The organism is Pseudoduganella violacea, from assembly GCF_014191875.1.
Lineage (GTDB): Bacteria > Pseudomonadota > Gammaproteobacteria > Burkholderiales > Burkholderiaceae_D > Rugamonas > Rugamonas violacea_A.
On sequence record NZ_JACHXD010000002.1, the window covers coordinates 412782 to 428964 of the forward strand.

14 protein-coding genes are annotated in these 16183 nt (G+C 64.6%); 4 read left to right on the top strand and 10 right to left on the bottom strand.

What is annotated here, in order from left to right; translation table 11 throughout:
• Positions 1–7: 7 nt before the first annotated feature.
• Both FHS03_RS04920 and FHS03_RS04925 read right to left on the bottom strand, forming a co-directional pair.
• A complete protein-coding gene (locus FHS03_RS04920) occupies positions 8–1510 on the bottom strand; it encodes a hypothetical protein (RefSeq protein WP_183439882.1) in 1503 nt (500 codons plus the stop codon).
• Complete coding sequence (locus tag FHS03_RS04925; RefSeq protein ID WP_183439883.1) at positions 1507–3012, bottom strand: hypothetical protein; 1506 nt, start codon at positions 3010–3012, stop codon at positions 1507–1509. Before FHS03_RS04925 ends, FHS03_RS04920 begins: the two co-directional genes overlap by 4 nt.
• A 167-nt stretch (positions 3013–3179) precedes the next feature.
• Between FHS03_RS04925 and FHS03_RS04930 the strand changes: the two genes are divergently transcribed.
• Positions 3180–4028, top strand: coding sequence for an HNH endonuclease (locus FHS03_RS04930; RefSeq protein WP_183439884.1), 849 nt, complete (start codon positions 3180–3182; stop codon positions 4026–4028).
• A 24-nt stretch (positions 4029–4052) separates the two neighbouring features.
• Here the strand turns inward: FHS03_RS04930 and FHS03_RS04935 are convergent, their stop codons facing one another.
• Together FHS03_RS04935 and FHS03_RS04940 are read right to left on the bottom strand one after the other, a co-directional pair.
• Positions 4053–4526 carry a cache domain-containing protein gene (locus FHS03_RS04935; RefSeq protein WP_183439885.1) on the bottom strand — a complete coding sequence of 158 codons (474 nt, stop codon included), beginning with the start codon at positions 4524–4526 and terminating at the stop codon, positions 4053–4055.
• A 151-nt stretch (positions 4527–4677) separates the two neighbouring features.
• Positions 4678–5136 carry a hypothetical protein gene (locus FHS03_RS04940; RefSeq protein ID WP_183439886.1) on the bottom strand — a complete coding sequence of 153 codons (459 nt, stop codon included), beginning with the start codon at positions 5134–5136 and terminating at the stop codon, positions 4678–4680.
• 160 nt (positions 5137–5296) lie between these two features.
• Here FHS03_RS04940 and FHS03_RS04945 point away from each other — a divergent pair, with 160 nt between their 5' ends.
• Entirely contained in the window at positions 5297–6322 is a 1026-nt protein-coding gene (locus tag FHS03_RS04945; protein WP_183439887.1) for a M29 family metallopeptidase, read from the top strand.
• A 120-nt stretch (positions 6323–6442) separates the two neighbouring features.
• Here FHS03_RS04945 and FHS03_RS04950 read toward each other — a convergent pair whose 3' ends face one another.
• Entirely contained in the window at positions 6443–7348 is a 906-nt protein-coding gene (locus FHS03_RS04950; protein ID WP_183439888.1) for a LysR family transcriptional regulator, read from the bottom strand.
• Positions 7349–7476: 128 nt separating this feature from the next.
• On the opposite strand from FHS03_RS04950, the gene FHS03_RS04955 reads away from it, so the two are divergent.
• Entirely contained in the window at positions 7477–8316 is an 840-nt protein-coding gene (locus FHS03_RS04955; RefSeq protein WP_183439889.1) for a phytanoyl-CoA dioxygenase family protein, read from the top strand.
• Between the two features lie 8 nt (positions 8317–8324).
• On the top strand, positions 8325–9149 hold the full coding sequence (locus tag FHS03_RS04960) for a sugar phosphate isomerase/epimerase family protein (protein WP_183439890.1): 825 nt from the start codon (positions 8325–8327) through the stop codon (positions 9147–9149).
• Between the two features lie 22 nt (positions 9150–9171).
• Here the strand turns inward: FHS03_RS04960 and FHS03_RS04965 are convergent, their stop codons facing one another.
• The 5 genes from FHS03_RS04965 to FHS03_RS04985 form a co-directional block, all read right to left on the bottom strand.
• A complete protein-coding gene (locus FHS03_RS04965; protein ID WP_183439891.1) occupies positions 9172–11472 on the bottom strand; it encodes a CHASE domain-containing protein in 2301 nt (766 codons plus the stop codon).
• Positions 11473–11542: 70 nt separating this feature from the next.
• Positions 11543–12634, bottom strand: coding sequence for an HD domain-containing phosphohydrolase (locus tag FHS03_RS04970; RefSeq protein WP_183439892.1), 1092 nt, complete (start codon positions 12632–12634; stop codon positions 11543–11545).
• A gap of 67 nt (positions 12635–12701) precedes the next feature.
• Positions 12702–13013 carry a hypothetical protein gene (locus FHS03_RS04975; RefSeq protein ID WP_183439893.1) on the bottom strand — a complete coding sequence of 104 codons (312 nt, stop codon included), beginning with the start codon at positions 13011–13013 and terminating at the stop codon, positions 12702–12704.
• Positions 13014–13102: 89 nt separating this feature from the next.
• On the bottom strand, positions 13103–13519 hold the full coding sequence (locus tag FHS03_RS04980) for a hypothetical protein (protein WP_183439894.1): 417 nt from the start codon (positions 13517–13519) through the stop codon (positions 13103–13105).
• A gap of 48 nt (positions 13520–13567) precedes the next feature.
• Positions 13568–16009 (bottom strand): M4 family metallopeptidase, encoded by a 2442-nt coding sequence (locus tag FHS03_RS04985; protein WP_183439895.1) that lies wholly within the window; start codon positions 16007–16009, stop codon positions 13568–13570.
• Positions 16010–16183: the final 174 nt, after the last annotated feature.

Here is a 16183-nt window from a genome sequence, read left to right on the forward strand (position 1 = left end):
CTGAATGTCATTTTTCCAGGCGGACCTGCGCGCCTTCGCGCAGATCGTTCAATGTGCTTGCAAACAGCGTGGTATGCAGTTCGGCCACCTTATTGCCCGCCTTGTCGTGGATCGGCGTGCGCATGCCAGGCTTGGTGTGGATGGTGCGCGGCTCGCCCTCGACCACCAGGCGCACCTTGCGGCCGCGCGTCAGGGCGATCACCAGGCCGGCGGCCAGCGCCAGCAGCGCGCCCACCAGGCCCAGGGCGGCCAGCAGCGGCGCGATGCCGTAGTTGACGCGCACCTCGACCGGCAGCACGGCGCGCGAACCTTGAATCCGCTCCGGCGGCGTGAAGATGTCCGGCAGCGGATCGCCGGGAAAGAGCGCCGCCATGCGCTGGCGGAAGGCTTGCGACAGTTCCAGCTTTTGTTCGCTGAGGCGCACTTCGACGCGGCCCGGCAGCAACTGCGCCGAGCCGGCCGCCTTCACCGCCGCCAGCGACCATTTGCCGGGCAGTTGCGCCACCGGCAGTTGCAGCGACGAGGATAGCGGCTGCGGCTTGCCCGGTACCAGCGCGCGCACGCTGTCGCTGCCCAGCGCGATGGCTTTCCGCTCGCCCGCCAACGCCGAGGCGGCGTCCAGATGCGCGCTGACGATGGTGTAAGGGTAGATGGCGTTTTCCAGCTGCCAGCCGATGCGGGCGGCCGGCGCGCTGCCGCCTTGCGCGGCGGCCGTGGCGCCCGCGTCCACGTCGGCGCGCAGCATGCCGTTCGGCAGCGTGGAGAAAGCCACGCCCGGCACATTCTCCACCCGCACCGGGCGCAGACGCACCGTGTCCTGGTCCAGCGGCTTGAGGCGGGCCGGCGTTTCGGTAATCACCTGCCGCAAGCGGCCGGAGCGCAGCAGCGCATCCAGCTGGGCCGCCCCCGCGCCGTGAATGGCGAAGACATACACCATCAGGCCATTCGCGCTGTAAGTCTTGCCCTTCACCGGCATATGCAGCGGAAAGGCCAGCGCCTTGCGGATCGCGCCGCCGTGGTGGATCAGCTCATAGAATTCGCGGTTGCGCGCCGCCGTCGCCTGGTCGTTGTTCGGACTGTTCTTGTTGTTGGTGAAGAGCCAGACCAGGCCTGGTTTATTCTCCAGCGCCGTGCCGATGGCAGCGCTGACCGCCTCGCCCAGATCGGTGTCGGCCAGCGCGCCGCTGCCGGGCTTTTTGGCCACGCCCAGCGGCGACAACGCCGCCGCCACATGCTGGCGCAATTGCGCGCCGTCGGCGCGTTCCGACAGCAGCGCCTTGGGCGATGGCGCGCCGGGCTGGCTCTGATTGAAGGAAGCCAGCACCACGGCATCGCCCTGCTCCGTCGCCGCCAGCATCACCTCCGTCACCAGCGCCTTGTACTGCGACGAGGGATCGCTGAAGAAAGGCTCCATCCAGCCCGAATTCTGCACCAGGAAAACCTGCGGCACGGCCAGCGCCGCCCCTGGCAGCAGCAAGGCCGCCGCTGCGCTCATGAGCAGGCGCTTCATGCCAGCGCCTTCAGTTGCCAGCCCCGGATCTCGTTCCAGGTGGGATGGTGCAGCCACAGGCAATTGTCGTACACGAAGGGCACGCAATCGCCGGGACGGCTCAGGCGCACCGCCTCGTCCAGGATCACATTGCGCTGGCCGATCCACTCGATCAGGGTGCGCGGCAGGGTCGCGCTTTCCAGCGCCGCTTCGGCCTTGCCGGTGAATTTCTCGAAGCGCAGCACCAGGCCCGTGGGCTGGCTGCGCGTGCTGCTCAGGTTTTCCAGCAGCGGCAGCACCAGCGCGTCGCTATGGCGCTGGTCTTCCACATCCTCGATGGCCCAGGGTTCATCCTTCACCTGGTGGCCACGGCGGAACAGCAAGGTGCCGAAGCCCAGGCGCGCGCCGTCGATGGCTTCCACCTGGGCCTGGGCCACGCCCAGCTCGCGGAAGGAATAGCCCTGTCCATCATGGCCGATCAGCCACAGGCGGCCGTCGCGGCTGCGCACCGGGCCGCCCAGGATCAGGCGCGGCGTCCAGGGGAAGGGCCAGGCCAGCCATTGCGGCGCGGCGCCGGGACGCCAGACCAGATGGCCCTGTTCGTGCAGCCAGATCAAGCTGCCGTCATAGCTGAGGGGACGCGACCAGCCGCCGCTGGGCGCGGCGCCGCCCGCCACTGAGAGCGCTGCGGGATTGGCGCCGTCGGCATCGGCCGCCCACAGGTGGACGCCGTCGTCGTCGGCAAACAGGCAGGCGATATGCTTGCCCACCGCGCCCGGCGCGCTGGCCAGGCGAGCCAGGAACACCGCCTCGGTGCGGTAGCTTTCGCTGACCGGGTTGATACGCAGGCGGAACAGCCCCTGCGCCGCCGGCACCAGCGCCACATCGCCGCGCCGCCCCGCCGCCGCGTCGAGCGGCAGCCAGGCATAGTCGGACGCGGTGAAGCGCAGGTCGGATTCATAGTCTTCGGCCGCCATCACCTGCCAATGCTGGGCCAGCGGATCCCAGTACTGCAGCACATTGCGGGTATAGGCCAGCGCCAACAGACGCTGGGCGCGGAAGCCGAAGCTGGACGCGGCGAACACGCAGACGGCATTCGGCGGCGCGGGCAGGCGGCGTTCGGCCTGCCCCACATGCGGTTCGGGCGGACGGCTTTCCAGCGCGGTGGCCAGCGGCAAGGCGGTCAGCGGCAGGCCATGCGGCGCATGCTTGGGCAAGGGGTAGGAGCTGTCCGGCAAGGGCGCGCTGCTGGCGCCCCACCACTCCGGCGCATCGGCGGCGGCGGCCGGATGGCGCAACGCCGCGCCGCATTCGGGACAGAACCGGAAGTCTTCGGGGTAGATGGAACCATGTTCGCAAGCCTGCGGCAGCGCCGCGCCGAGCAGGCTGGCCACATCCGGCAGCCGGCTGCGCGCCTGGGCGGGCCACTCGGTGCGGCCCAGTCCATTGCTTTCCGCAAGTTGAAACTGGCCGCTCTCTTGCTCCAGCCAGACGCTATTCTCGGATTCCCATCTATAAGCCATGCTTCATCAACTATATTGCCCCCTTGGGTGTGAGGGCAATCATAGCGCATTTGCCACATTGCACCAGACAAAAAACGCTCCTGGTGGCCTGCCGCTGTCTCGTATAGAGGCCGTCCTCAAACAGTACAATACGCCGCATCCAGTCCAGCCAACGAGTAAGGAAATCCATGAAGGTCTATTTCATCAACACCGATGCCGCGAGCAATGGCGGTGCCAGCTACCACGATAAGTGGCTAAGCCAACAGATTGCCGTCACCAGCGGCGAAGGGAAGTACTATTCCACGCTGGCGAAAGTGAAACGGGGCGACATCCTGCTCATGTATGTCAACGCCACAGGCATCGTCGCCGCCGGCACTGTTCTGGACGACGAGAACCAAACGGTTCGCGGCAACGCAACCGTCAGCCCGCTGGAAAGTGAGGAATACCACCGGCAAATGAACTGGTTCGCCGACCTGCGCGAGCAGCCTATCAGCCCCGGCGCAATCAAGGCCATCCGTAATCAGTACCCGCTGGCGGCCATTACTGAATTACAGACCGGGCTGGACAAAATCATGGGTTTGATCGAGCTGCGCGCACCGGCATCTCTCGGCAACGATATTGAAACAATTCAAAACGAGTTTGCCGACAGGCCGACGGAGTGCCTGCGCATGGTGGAAACCAGGCTGGGACAAGGAGAATTCCGGACCAAGGTGCTGGCCCAATGGGGAGACCAGTGCGCCGTGACCGCCTGCCACATTGCCACGGCCATCCGGGCCTCGCACATCAAACCCTGGAGAATTTCAACGCCCGAGGAAAAGCTTTCCGTCGACAACGGGCTGCCTTTGATCGCGACCTTGGATTGCCTGTTCGACCGTGGCTTGATCGGCTTCCAGGATGATGGAACCATGCTTGTCTCTGCGCATATCCCGCCGGAGCAGCATCAAGTACTGGGCATCCCCATGAATCTGCGCCGGCCGCCGACGGCCACGCAAATTGCGTTCTTGCGCATTCACCGCCAGCTGTTCGATCTGAATTAAGTGCGCTCCCCCGCCGGCAAAAATCTACTTGTAGATGCCGACGCCGATCAGGACATCGCCGTACTTCTCGATATAGGTGGACTTGTCTTCCATATTCTTGCTGATGGAATTCGGCCATTTATAGGACACCCACCCCTTGCCCGCCGGAGTGCCGGCCAGCTTGAGGAATTCCTTGATCGGATACACGCCGCCGGCATTCAGCTCGGTCAGGTTCTTGTTGACCATCTTGGCATTCTGCCCGTGGGCCAGGGCCACGCCGCGCTCCTCGCCATTCATGCCGAACATGAAGACGTACAGGTCGCCCTTGATGAATTCGCCCTTGGAATCGTTGAAGGCGGCAATCGCCTTCTCGCGGCCATTCTTTTCAAGGAAGGCGCCGGCGCGCTTGACCATGGCCACCGCCTCGTCGGCCGTGCCACGCTGGGCGTCCTGGGCCAGGGCTTGTCCCATGGCGAGTGCGAACAGGGTCGCGAGCAGGGTCTGGAATACTCGTTTCATCTTGCATTGTCTCCTCTGGAATCCGGTCTGCGACCGTGTTGTGACGGGCCGCGCGACAGCCCGAAACCAGAGTAGCACATGCAATTAAGCAATAAATCGTGCCACATGAAAAAATCCATACAGCAACAACAATGCCAAGCTTAGACCAGGCTTAGTCGCCCGCCACGATCTTTTTCGGCGGCGGCGGCGGCGCCCAGGTCACATGGGCCTCGGCCGGCGCCGATTCCGGAATGCCGGAATTTTCCAGCCAGCGCACCAGGCTGTCCATGCGGCGGATATTGATGCCCTTGCTGCTGATATAGCCGATCTGCTCGAAACTCTCAATCTTCACCACCATTTTCGAGGTCGTGGGCAGATTGTCGAGCAGGCGGTCATAGGCCTTGCGTGCCTTCTGCTCCCATTTCGCCATTTCCGGTTCGTTGAAGCGGTTGCACTCGTAATAAATCGTCAGCGTGCGGTCATGGTTCCCGAAGCCGACGATGGCCGCGCCATTGCGCAGCGCCTGCAACACCTCTTCCTTGATATTCGTCGTGGGGACGAACAGGGCGGCCCGGCTGTCTTCCTTGTCCGGCCGCTGCAAGGGCAAATCTTGTCCAAACTGTATGCTCATTCTTGCCCCGCTCCATGTGAGGCCGGCTCAAAGGGATGTTTCCCACCGGCTATATTTGGTTGATTCTACAACGCCCCCCGGGCGGGGACAAGCGGGCTGTCGCGGCATTGCCGCGTCGTATAATGCGCAACGCCCATCCCTTCTAACGTTATAGTGCAAAATGATGTCCTTTTCACCTGATGTCCAGGACCAGGCGGCGCGCCATGTGCGCGACCTGCTGGCCATGGCCATCGAATACGCCCCGCCCCAGCGCGCCCTGATCGTGCACGACCGCCGCAGCGAATTGAATGCGGTGCTGACCGAAGCCTATCGCCGCGCCGTTCCCGATGCCCGCTTCATCGACTTCGACGCCGTCGAACCGCAGGAAGTGCTGGACGCCTTCGCCGCCATGCAGTCCGGCGACCTGGTGGCGCTGATCCAGACCACCAGCTTCCGCCTGGAAGCCTTCCGCATCCGCATCGAACTGTTCAAGCGCGGGCTGAAGGTAATCGAACACCTGCACCTGTCGCGCATGCCCGGCGCGCAAGGCCTGGCCTATATCGAAGCGCTGGCCTACGACCCGGCCTACTACCGCGGCGTCGGCCACGCGCTCAAAGCGCGCATCGACCGCGCCCAGGGCGGCGTGGTCGACAGCGGCGAAGGCGCGCAGCTGGTCTTCGGCAGCCCGTTTGAAGGCGCCAAACTGAATATCGGCGACTACAGCGCCATGAACAATGTCGGCGGCCTGTTCCCGATCGGCGAAGTCTTCACCGAAGCCCAGGATCTGGAAGCGGTGAACGGGCGCGTGCGCGTCTTCGTCTTTGGCGACACCACCTTCCACGTCAACCGTCCCGACGTGCCGATCACCATGATCATCGAAAAGGGACGCGTGGTCGGCGCCGAAAACAGCACGCCCGCGTTCGACGAAATGCTGTCCATCATCCGCGCCCACGAAGGCGAAGTGTGGGTGCGCGAACTCGGCTTCGGCATGAACCGCGCCTTCTCGCGCGACAAGATGGTCGACGACATCGGCACCTATGAACGCATGTGCGGCATCCACCTTTCGCTGGGCGCCAAGCACGGCCAATACCAGAAGCCCCAATTCAAGCGCAAGGACACCCGCTACCACGTCGACGTCTTCGCCGTCACCGAAGCCGTCTACCTCGACGGCGAGCGCATCTACGCCGACGGCGCCTGGCAAGTTTGACCAATATCAAACAATGTCTAACCCTGGTGTCAGGCACCAGGGTTAGACATTTGCTGATTTAAATCAAAGAATGTCCGACTCTGGTGCCTGACACCAGGGTGGGACATTTGCTGATATAGATCAAAGGATGGGGGCGAGGGCGCGGTCCCAGGGGGGGATGGGGTGGTATTCGGCCAGCAGGAAGTCGATCAGGGCGCGCACCTTGGGGGATGGCTGGCGGCTGGCTGGATACAGGGCGCTGAGGTGGTTCAGGGGCAGCTCCCAATCGCCCAGGACGGGAACCAGGCTGCCTTCGAGCAGCTGGCGCCACGCCAGGAAGGTGGTGCTGTAGACGATGCCTAGCCCTCTTAGCGCGGCGTGCTGCAGTACCAGGCCATTGTTGGCGGTGAAGCTGGCTTCGACCCGTACGATTTCCTCCTCTTCGCCGCGGCGGAAGTGCCAGGCGGTGCCGTCGGTCAGATGGCTGAAGTGCAGGCATTTGTGGCCGTGCAGCTCGCTGGGGTGCTGGGGCTGGCCCCATTTTTCCAGGTATGCGGGGGCGGCGCATAGCACGCCTCTACACGGCGCCAGCGGCCGGATCGACAGGGCGTGGCTGTCGGGGATGCCGCCTACCCGTATCGTCAGGTCGAAGCCGTGTTCGATCGGGTCGAGCAGGGCGTCGTCGACATGCAGCAGGGGCTTGAGCTGGGGATGCGGCTGGGCGAAGCGTGCCAGGGCGTCGGCCAGCCATTCGCTGCCGAAGCTCGATGGCGCCTGGATGCGCAGCGGCCCGGCCAAACCTTCGCCGGCATGGGTGACGATGCGCGCCGCTTCCTGCGCTTGCCGCACGGCGGCGGTGCACGGTTCCAGATAGGCGCTGCCGACATCGGTCAGGCTCACTTCGCGCGTGGAGCGGTGCAGCAGGCGCGCATTCAGCTTGTCTTCGAGCTGCATGATGTGCTTGCTGACCATGGCGCGCGTCAGCCCCAGCCGCCGCGCCGCCGCGCTGAAGCTGCGCAGGCGCGCCACTTCGACAAATATCTCCATTGCCCTTAACTGGTCCATGCCTTGAATTGTCTCCATTTTGAAGACAATGTGTCAACCGTTCGCGCATTGTTTGATACAGCGCCCCTCCGTACAATGCGGGTATTGAATCAATCCAGGAGCCACGAGCCATGCTGAACGAGGTGCAGAAAGCGCAATATCTGCGCGACGGTTTCATCGTCATCCCCGATTTCAAATCGTCTGAAGAAATCGCCGCCCTGCGCGCCCGCGCTGGCCAGATTGTCAACGATTTCGATCCAGCCGTGGCCCAAGGCATCTTCACCACCAAGGAGCAGGAAAAGAAGGCCGATGACTATTTCCTGGCCTCCGACAACACCATCCGCTGCTTCTTCGAGGAAGAGGCTTTCGGCCCGGACGGCGCGCTGAAACAGGCCAAGGAACTGTCGATCAACAAGATCGGCCACGCCATGCACGATCTCGACCCGGTCTTCCGCGCCTTCACCGCCGATCCGCGCCTGGTGCGGCTGGCGGCCGACGTCGGCCTGGCCCAGCCCCAGGTCTGGCAATCCATGTATATCTTCAAGCAGCCCGGCATCGGCGGCGAGGTGCGCTGGCACCAGGACGCCACCTATTTCGACACCACGCCGATCAGCGTCACCACCTTCTGGTTCGCGCTGGAAGACGCGACCCTGGACAACGGCTGCCTGTGGGCCGAACCGGGCGGCCACCGCGGCCCGCTGCGCGAGCGCTTCCTGCGCCACGGCGACAAGATCAGCGTGGAAAAACTCGACAGCACGCCATGGCCGGACGATTCGACAGCCGTGCCGCTCGAATGCAAGGCCGGCAGCCTGGTATGTTTCCACGGCCTGCTGCCGCATTACAGCGCGCCGAACCGCTCGCCCGTCTCGCGCCACGCCTACACCCTGCACGTGACCGACGCCAACACCGTCTACTCGCCGCAGAACTGGATTCAGCGCGACGCGTCCTTCCCCGTGCGCGGCTTCATCTAAGGCGCGCCATGGATATCCGTATCTTCGCGCCCCACTGGGGCAGCAATGAGCTGGCGCCGCAGGCGTTCATCGAGCGCGTGCTGGCGGCCGGTTTCGACGGCATCGAAATGTCGCTGCCGCTGGACGCGGCCGAGCGCGACCAGTGGGTGCGGCTGATCGCCGACGCCGGCCTGGGCCTGATCGTGGCCCAGTGGGAAACCGTTTTCCATCCTCAGTTCGAGGCGCACAAGCATGCGCTGGCCCAGTTGCTGAACAATGCCTGCGCGGCCCGTCCGCTGCTGGTCAATTCGCACACGGGCAAGGATTACTACACGCCCGAACAGAACGAGGAACTGATCGCTCTGGCCGACGCCATTTCGCAGGAACACGGCGTGGCTATCGTCCATGAGATCCACCGCAGCCGTTTCAGCGGCCACCCGATGCTGCTGCTGCCGTATTTGCAGCGCCTGCCGGGCCTGCACCTGACGGCGGATCTGTCGCACTGGTGCTGCGCCTGCGAGTCGCTACTGGAAGACCAGCCGCAGACGCTGGCCGCCACCCTGCCGCGCGTGCGCCATATCCACGCCCGCGTCGGCCATGCGCAAGGGCCGCAGGTGGCCGATTTCCGCGCGCCGGAAGCGGCGGCCGAACTGGAAGCGCATCTGGGCTGGTGGGACCGCATCATCGCGCTGCGCAAGTCGGAAGGCGCGCAGCGCATGACGCTGACGCCGGAATTCGGCCCGGCGCCTTACACCTTCCAGCTGCCTTACAGCCAGCGCCCGGTCAGCAATGCCTGGGAATTGAATGTGGCGATGCTCAATCTGCTGCGTTCCCGCTACGGACGCCGCCGCTGATTCAAGCCGCGCAGGGAGCCTCTCAGGCCGCCTGTTCCATTTCCCGCGCCGGCACGCGGCGCGGCAAGGTCAGCGCCACCGTGGTGCCCTGCTCCGGTTCGGAGCGGATATCGATGCGGCCTTTGAGCACGCCGGTGACAATGTTATAAACGATATTCATGCCGAGTCCCGAACCGCCCTGCCCCATCTTGGTCGTGAAGAAGGGATCGTAAATCTGGCGCAAGGTCTTGGCACTCATGCCAATGCCATCGTCGCTGAATTCCAGTACCGCCTCCTCCTCGCCTTCGGCGCGCGCGGCGATCGTGATCAGCCCTTGCGCCCGGCCCTCGAAGGCGTGCAGGATGGCGTTATTAATCAGATTGCTCAGCACCTGGCTCAAGCTGCCCGGATAGGACAGGAAGTCCAGCGCCTCCGGCACGTCCACCTTCACTTCGCAATTGGCGCGTCGCAGCTGGGCCGAATAGGTGGCCAGCGTATCGTGCAGCACGCTGGCCAGATGGAAGCGGCGGCGCTGGTCGGAGGTCTGGTCCACCGCCACCTGCTTGAAGGAGGTGATCAGATCGGCCGCCCGCCCCAGCGAGCCGGCGATGATGGTGCAGGCGGCCTTGGCGTCGGCCAGGTGGACGTCCAGCGTCGAGCGCTTGATGCCGCCTTCGGCCAGCTTGCGCTCGAAGTCCGCCACCATATCGCTCAGCGCCGACACCGTCAGCAGGCTATTGCCGATCGGCGTATTCAGCTCGTGCGCGATGCCGGCCACCAGCGCGCCCAGCGAGGCCATTTTTTCCGAGGTGATCAAGGTGGACTGGGCCTGCTTCAGCGCGGCCAGCGCCGAGGACAGCTCCTTGTGCGCTTCGTCCACCCGCGCCTTCTCGCGCGCCAGCTCGGCCAGGCTGCGCTCCAGTCCCAGCTTGGTCTCCACCAGCGCCGCCTCGGCCGCCTTGCGGTCGCTGATGTCGGCGATCACCCACACGCAGCCCTTGGCCGGCTCCTCGGGATCGAGCCGGCGCCCGTTCACCATGCACCACAGAGGACTGCCGTCACGCCGCAGCAGCTCCAGCTCCAGGTGGGCCGGTTCGCCGCAGGGGCCGCAGGCAAAGGGGTCGATGGCGCCGCCGGCGCGCAGCAGTACGCTGCTGCGCATGCCCACCAGGCCGCCGCCAGGATAGCCGGTCATTTCTTCCAGCCCGCGGTTGCAGCGCAGGATCAGGCCATTGCTGAACAAGCCGATGCCCACCACCGCCGTATCCTGGAAGGCGCGCTGCTCATTGAGCGCATTGCGCAGCTGGCGCGCCAGCGCGCGGCGGCGCTGCCAGGCCACCAGCAGGGCCGCGATCAGGGCGCTGATGATGACGCCCGCCGCGCCGGTCACGCCGATCACCATCCAGTTGCGGCCATAGCGCTGGCCGGCGTGGCCTTCGAATTGCAGCCGCCAGCGGCGCTGGCCCACATTCAGGCTGACGTTGCGCGACAGGCCGGGCAAGGCCGGCAGGCGCGCCTCGCCGGCCTTGCCGGCGCTGTCGAACAGCAGGTTGTCGAGACTGGGCGCGGCCGTGCCGCCGTCGCGCAAATAACCGCCGTCGTTGATGCGCACATACAGATGGCCCAGCAGCGGGCTGTCGATCACTTCGCGCATCAGATTATTGACGCGGAAGACGATGGCGACAAAGCCGATCAGGGCGGCGCGCCGGCTGGCCAGCGAGTCGAGCGCCACGCCGGGCTTGTATACCGGCAGGCGCGCCACGAAGCCCGGCTGGCCGCTGGCGTCCTGCACCAGGGTGATGCGTTCGGTGGCGATCACGCCGCCATTGTCGCGCCCCATGCGCAGCGCTTCGTAATGCGGCGGCAACGCCGCCAGGTCGAGGCCGAAAGCGTTTTCGTTGCCACGCATCGGCTCGTTGTACTCGATGATGAAATGCTCATCCTGCTTGCTTGCGGGATGAATTTTAAATTCTGGGTAGCCGCCCGCCTGCAAGGCCGCGTCACGGCGGATGGCGTCGGCATAGGCGCCGAGCTGCTCGCGCGGCACGCGCCGCACAAACTGGATCGCCTGGAAGCCGGGATAGCGCTCCGTCAAATTCAACTCGCGCACATAGCGGTGGAAGGCGGCGCGGTCGAGGTCCTGGCTGACCGCGAACACGCCCTTGATGCTGAGCAGCATGTCGAAATAGGTTTGCAGGCGCAGCGTGGTGTCGCGCGCCACCTTCTCGGTGTCGCGCTGGAAGCCGTTGCGGATCTGCTGATCCTGCACCTCCATCACGAACAGGCAGACCCAGACGGTTACGCAAACCCCGACAAGAAAAGCCAGGTATCCATGTATCCGCATTCCAGGCGCCCCTCAGCTGATCGTGAATTGACTATATCAAGGGCAATGGCCCATTCACAAGGGAAATTTCTTACTCTGTCGCATCGGCGTAGCGCGCCGCGATGTCCTGGAATTGTTGCTCCACGGCCAGCAGCGCATCGACCACGTCCGGGTCGAATTGCTGGCCGCTGGACTGGCGGATCAGCTCCAGCGCCGTTTCGTGGGTGAAGGCCGGCTTGTAGACGCGGCGCGAAATCATGGCGTCGTACACATCGGCCACCGCCAGCAGGCGCGCCGAGACCGGGATCGCATCGCCCGCCAAGCCTTGCGGATAGCCGCTGCCGTCGAATTTTTCCTGGTGCGAGTAAGTCACTTCCTTGGCGAAGCGCAGGAAGGTATTGCTGAAGCCCAGGCGCTCTTCGACGCCGACGATGGCGTCGCGGCCATACACGGTGTGCATCTTCATGATGGCGAATTCGGCCTCGGTCAGGCGGCCCGGCTTGAGCAGGATGGCATCGGGAATGCTGACCTTGCCGATATCGTGCAGCGGCGCGGCCTTGTACAGATAAGCGATATTCTCGTCGCTCAGCTCATGGGCGAAGCGCGCATGCTGCTGCAGGCGCTGGGCCAGGGCGCGCACATAGTACTGCATGCGGCGCAGGTGGTTGGCCGTTTCGTAATTACGCGTTTCGGCCAGCGAGGCCAGCGCCCAGATCACGGCGTCGACCATCTGGCGCAGCTCGCCGGTGCGTTCTTCCACCAGATGCGCCAGACGGTGGCTTTCGTGCTTGAGCAGGCCGCGCGCCTGGCCCAGCTCGATTTGCAGCGCGCTGCGCGCCAGCACCGCTTCGGCCACCAGCGGGCGCAGCAGCACGTCGGCCGCGCCTTCGGCAAAGCCGCGCTGCTCGGCGCCGGCGCCGGTGGCGATCAGCATCAGGGGAATGCCGGCCGTGTCGGGATCGCGCTTGAGCTGCTGGCAGACGGCGAAACCGTCCGGCTGCGGCAGGTCAGCGGCGAGCAGGATCAGGTCGGGACGGGGCAGTTGCTGGGCGATGCGCAGGGCTTGGGCGCCGCTGTCGGCCAGCTTGATTTCGTAACGCTCTTGCAGCAGGCTGTTCATCCAGATCAGGTTGCTGGCCACCGCGTCGGCGACCAGCACCACTGGCTTTGCTTTCACATTCATCTAACACATCTCCCCTGGCCCGGATGGCCGTACTGCCAGCATGATACCCGAGGCGGGCCACGCCGGGTCAGTCGGCCAGGGCGGGCGTGCCGTCCGGCAAAAAGGCGCCGAAACAGCGGGTGCAGTGGAGACAGAAGAGATGGGCAACGCGCACGCTGCGCTGGCGTAACACCAGCTGCAGGTGACCTTCTTCGCAAATCGGGCACATTTCGCGCATGGAACCGCAGGCGTAGACATCGTCTGCGAGATAGTTATCGTCGTAGCGGGTGCCATCGACGATAGCCACTGGGTCCAATTCCACCAGATTAAGCTGCAGCAAACCCAGTCGTTGTTCCGGCAACGGCGAACCAGCCGCGCGGCGGTGCACTGTCAAATCCATTGTCATCCCCCTGCCGCATTGTGAACGGAGCTACGCTTGAACGATAGCCAAATTGCCATCGCCTGACAAGAAAAAAATGGACTAGCAAGCTACAAACCAGGCGGCCCGCCGGCCCCCTCGCCGTCGTACAGCAGACGCAGGCGGTGGCCCCCGTCCAGCGCCTGGCCGGACTGCGCTGGCCCGGGCCGCGCCACATGGCGGCGCACTTGTTCGAACAGCGCGCGGAAATGCTCGTCGCGGCAATGCGTGGCCGCGGCCAGGCCGCCACTGCCGCAGAGGAAATGTTCGGGACGGCGGTCGAACAGGCTGCGCGTATTCGCATCCGAGCAGACCTGGCTATCGGACTCAAGATATACATAGCGCTCGTCGATCAAATACAGGCGCAGGCGCGGCGCGCAGCCGCCCTGCTGTTCCAGCGCCAGAAACGGCGCCAGCGCGGGAGCGGGCGCCGCCGCGCAGGCGCCGAGCAGCGCGCCCAGGCTAAGCCAAAGAGGAAAAAACGTCATGATTGCCGCTTTTGCATAGCAACTCCCGGGCGCGCTGTCCTGCCGTTGCTATTTGATGGCGATGGTGTACGGCACCGGGCCATAGAACGGCGCAATGCTATTCCAATTGCGGTACACCTGGAGCACGATGTCCTGCGCCGCCCCGGTGGTATTGGTATAGCTTTGCTGCAGACGGGTCGCATGGTAGGACGAGGTGGCCGAACTCAGTTGCGCATTCGCGCTGTTGAAGACGGTCACGGTAAAGTCGCTGCCGCGTTTCGGGATCCAGCCGCCCACAAAGTCGGCCGTCACCGTCTTGCCCGGCGCCACGCTGAGGCGGAAGTACTGGCTGGCCGCCACATCGACCGCGCCGCGCACGCCGGCCGCGCCAGCCTGCACCACATCGGCGCTGCCGAAGGCGGTATTGCCGCCCGAGGCCGCTTGCACCGGACCGACGCCAGCCGGCGCCGTCACGAACCAGACCGGCAAGCCGTTCGGGCTGGTGATGATCATATTGCCGTCGTCGCGCACGGTCAGCTGGGCGCCTGGCGAGTGATAGGTGTTGGCATTCCACAGCGGGGTACGGCTGGCGCTCTGGTAGACCACCAGATTGCCATCTTGCTGGAAGATGCTGTAGGCGCCCGGATTGCCATAGGTCAGGGCATTCCAGACCGGCACATTGCCGCTGCGGTACAGCACCAGATTGCCGTCGCCTTGCTGAATCAGCGTGTACTGGCCATTGCAGGACTTGACGCTCTCGCCGGCGGCCAGCTCGCGCCCGGCATCCAGGCGGCCGCAAGCTTGGGCATTCCAGGCCGCCCCCACATTGATGGCGCGGAAGGCATTCCACACGGCGATTTCCTCGGCCGAACCGGCGCCGTACAACTCCTTGGCGGCGGCGATGGCAGCCTGACGCGCGGCCACATAATCGCTGGTCGCGGTCAGGTAGGTCGACACGGCCCGGTACCAGATGCGCGCCGCGCGGTCGATGCCGATGCCGCTCATGCCGCCCGGCAGATGGGGGCTGGAAGTGTCGCCCGAGGTGGTGGCGCCCTTGCTCATGAAATAGAAGGCGCGGTTCATCGGACCGCTGGAATAATGCACATCGCTTTCGCCCAGGGTCAGGCTCCAGGCGTCGTGGCTGACGCCATCGCGGCTGGGCTTGTCCATATAGCGGGTCAGCGTCTGCATCACGCCCTCACCGATGCTCCAGTTGCCGCCGCTGGCCGGAATGCCGTACGAACCGGCGGCCAGGCCGCCGCCGCGCACATAGAATTCCAGCGCCGTGCCGAGGATGTCCGAGGTGGCTTCGTTCAGGCCGCCGGATTCGTCCATATAGACCAGTTGGGCCGTGCTGCCGGTCAAGCCGTGCGCCATCTCATGGCCAACCAGGTCCAGGCTGGTCAGATTCTTGTAGTAGCCGGAACTGTCGCCATCGCCGAAGCGCATGCAGAAGCAGGCGTCGCTCCAGCTGGCATTCACGCCGCCCGACTTCAGCTGCGGATCGTGCACCACGGCAAAGGTGGCCTTGCCGCTGCCGTCGATGCCATTGCGGTTGAAGATTTTTTTGTAGAAATCCCAAGTGGCGCCCATGCCATAGGCCACGTCCACCGCGGCGGTCTGGTAGGTGTCGCTCGTGGTGGGCGAACCGGGCAGGTAGTTCTGGCCATCGCCCCAGGTGTTGGTGGCATCGGTGAAGATATCGCCGATGGCCGGGGTGGCCGAGACATAGCGCAGCACCACATTGTTGCCATAGCTGCCGCCCGTGCCGCGCAGCATATCGCGCAGCTCGTAGCCGCCGTTGGCGCTATTGGTGTTGAGCGACACTGTGCCGTTGTATTGGGAGCGCGCGCCGCTGGCCACGGTGTGCGCGGTCTGCAGGCTGGACCACTGCTTCAGGATGGCGCCGTCGTGCGCATCGATCATGAAGTCGCGCGCCTGGGCGCCGTCGTCCGCGTTGTGCACTTCCACATGCACGTGATAGGCCAGCGCGTAGCGCAGTACATCGCGCCGCACCTGGGTGGCGTCCAGCTGGCCGTTCTTGCTGTCGACGGTCGGCGTCTTGACGACGATGGGGTAAATCAGCAGCTCCAGCTTGGGCTGGTAAGCATACGGGCCTTTCACGCCCATCTGGGCGGCCACCAGAGCCAGGGCATCCTCCGCGCTCAGCGTGGGAGTGGGGTCGAGCGAAATATTTTTTTCCAGCGCGTTGGTGGGAGCGGCCTGTTTTTCCTCGGCATCCAGGTGGGTGATGATTTCGCCGCCCCAAACCTTGAGGCCGGCGTAATGCTGCTGGAAGCGGGTGTGGCTCTGTCCGAAGGAATCGGTGATGGTTTTAATGGGCTTGAACTCCGTGCGGGCATCCAGTCCCAGTTCGCTTTTCAGGCCATCGAGTTGCTGGGCCGCCTTCAGCTCGCGGCTCTTTTCGGCCGCCTGCAGGCGGACCAGCACCTCGTCCGCCAAGGCACGCACCTGCGCTTGAGAGGGGGCTGCTGAAAGCAGCAGAGCCAAGAGTACTCCAGAACCATATACCGACTTCTTATGAGATTTGATCATAGTATTTGCGTCGCTATTAGTACCGCTAATCGTCAATGCCATGGATGCCCATGGCGCCCACCCCGGCCCGCTACCTGCTGAGCAGGGGAACCCTGACCATAAGCAATAATTATAAAAACATCAATTGTT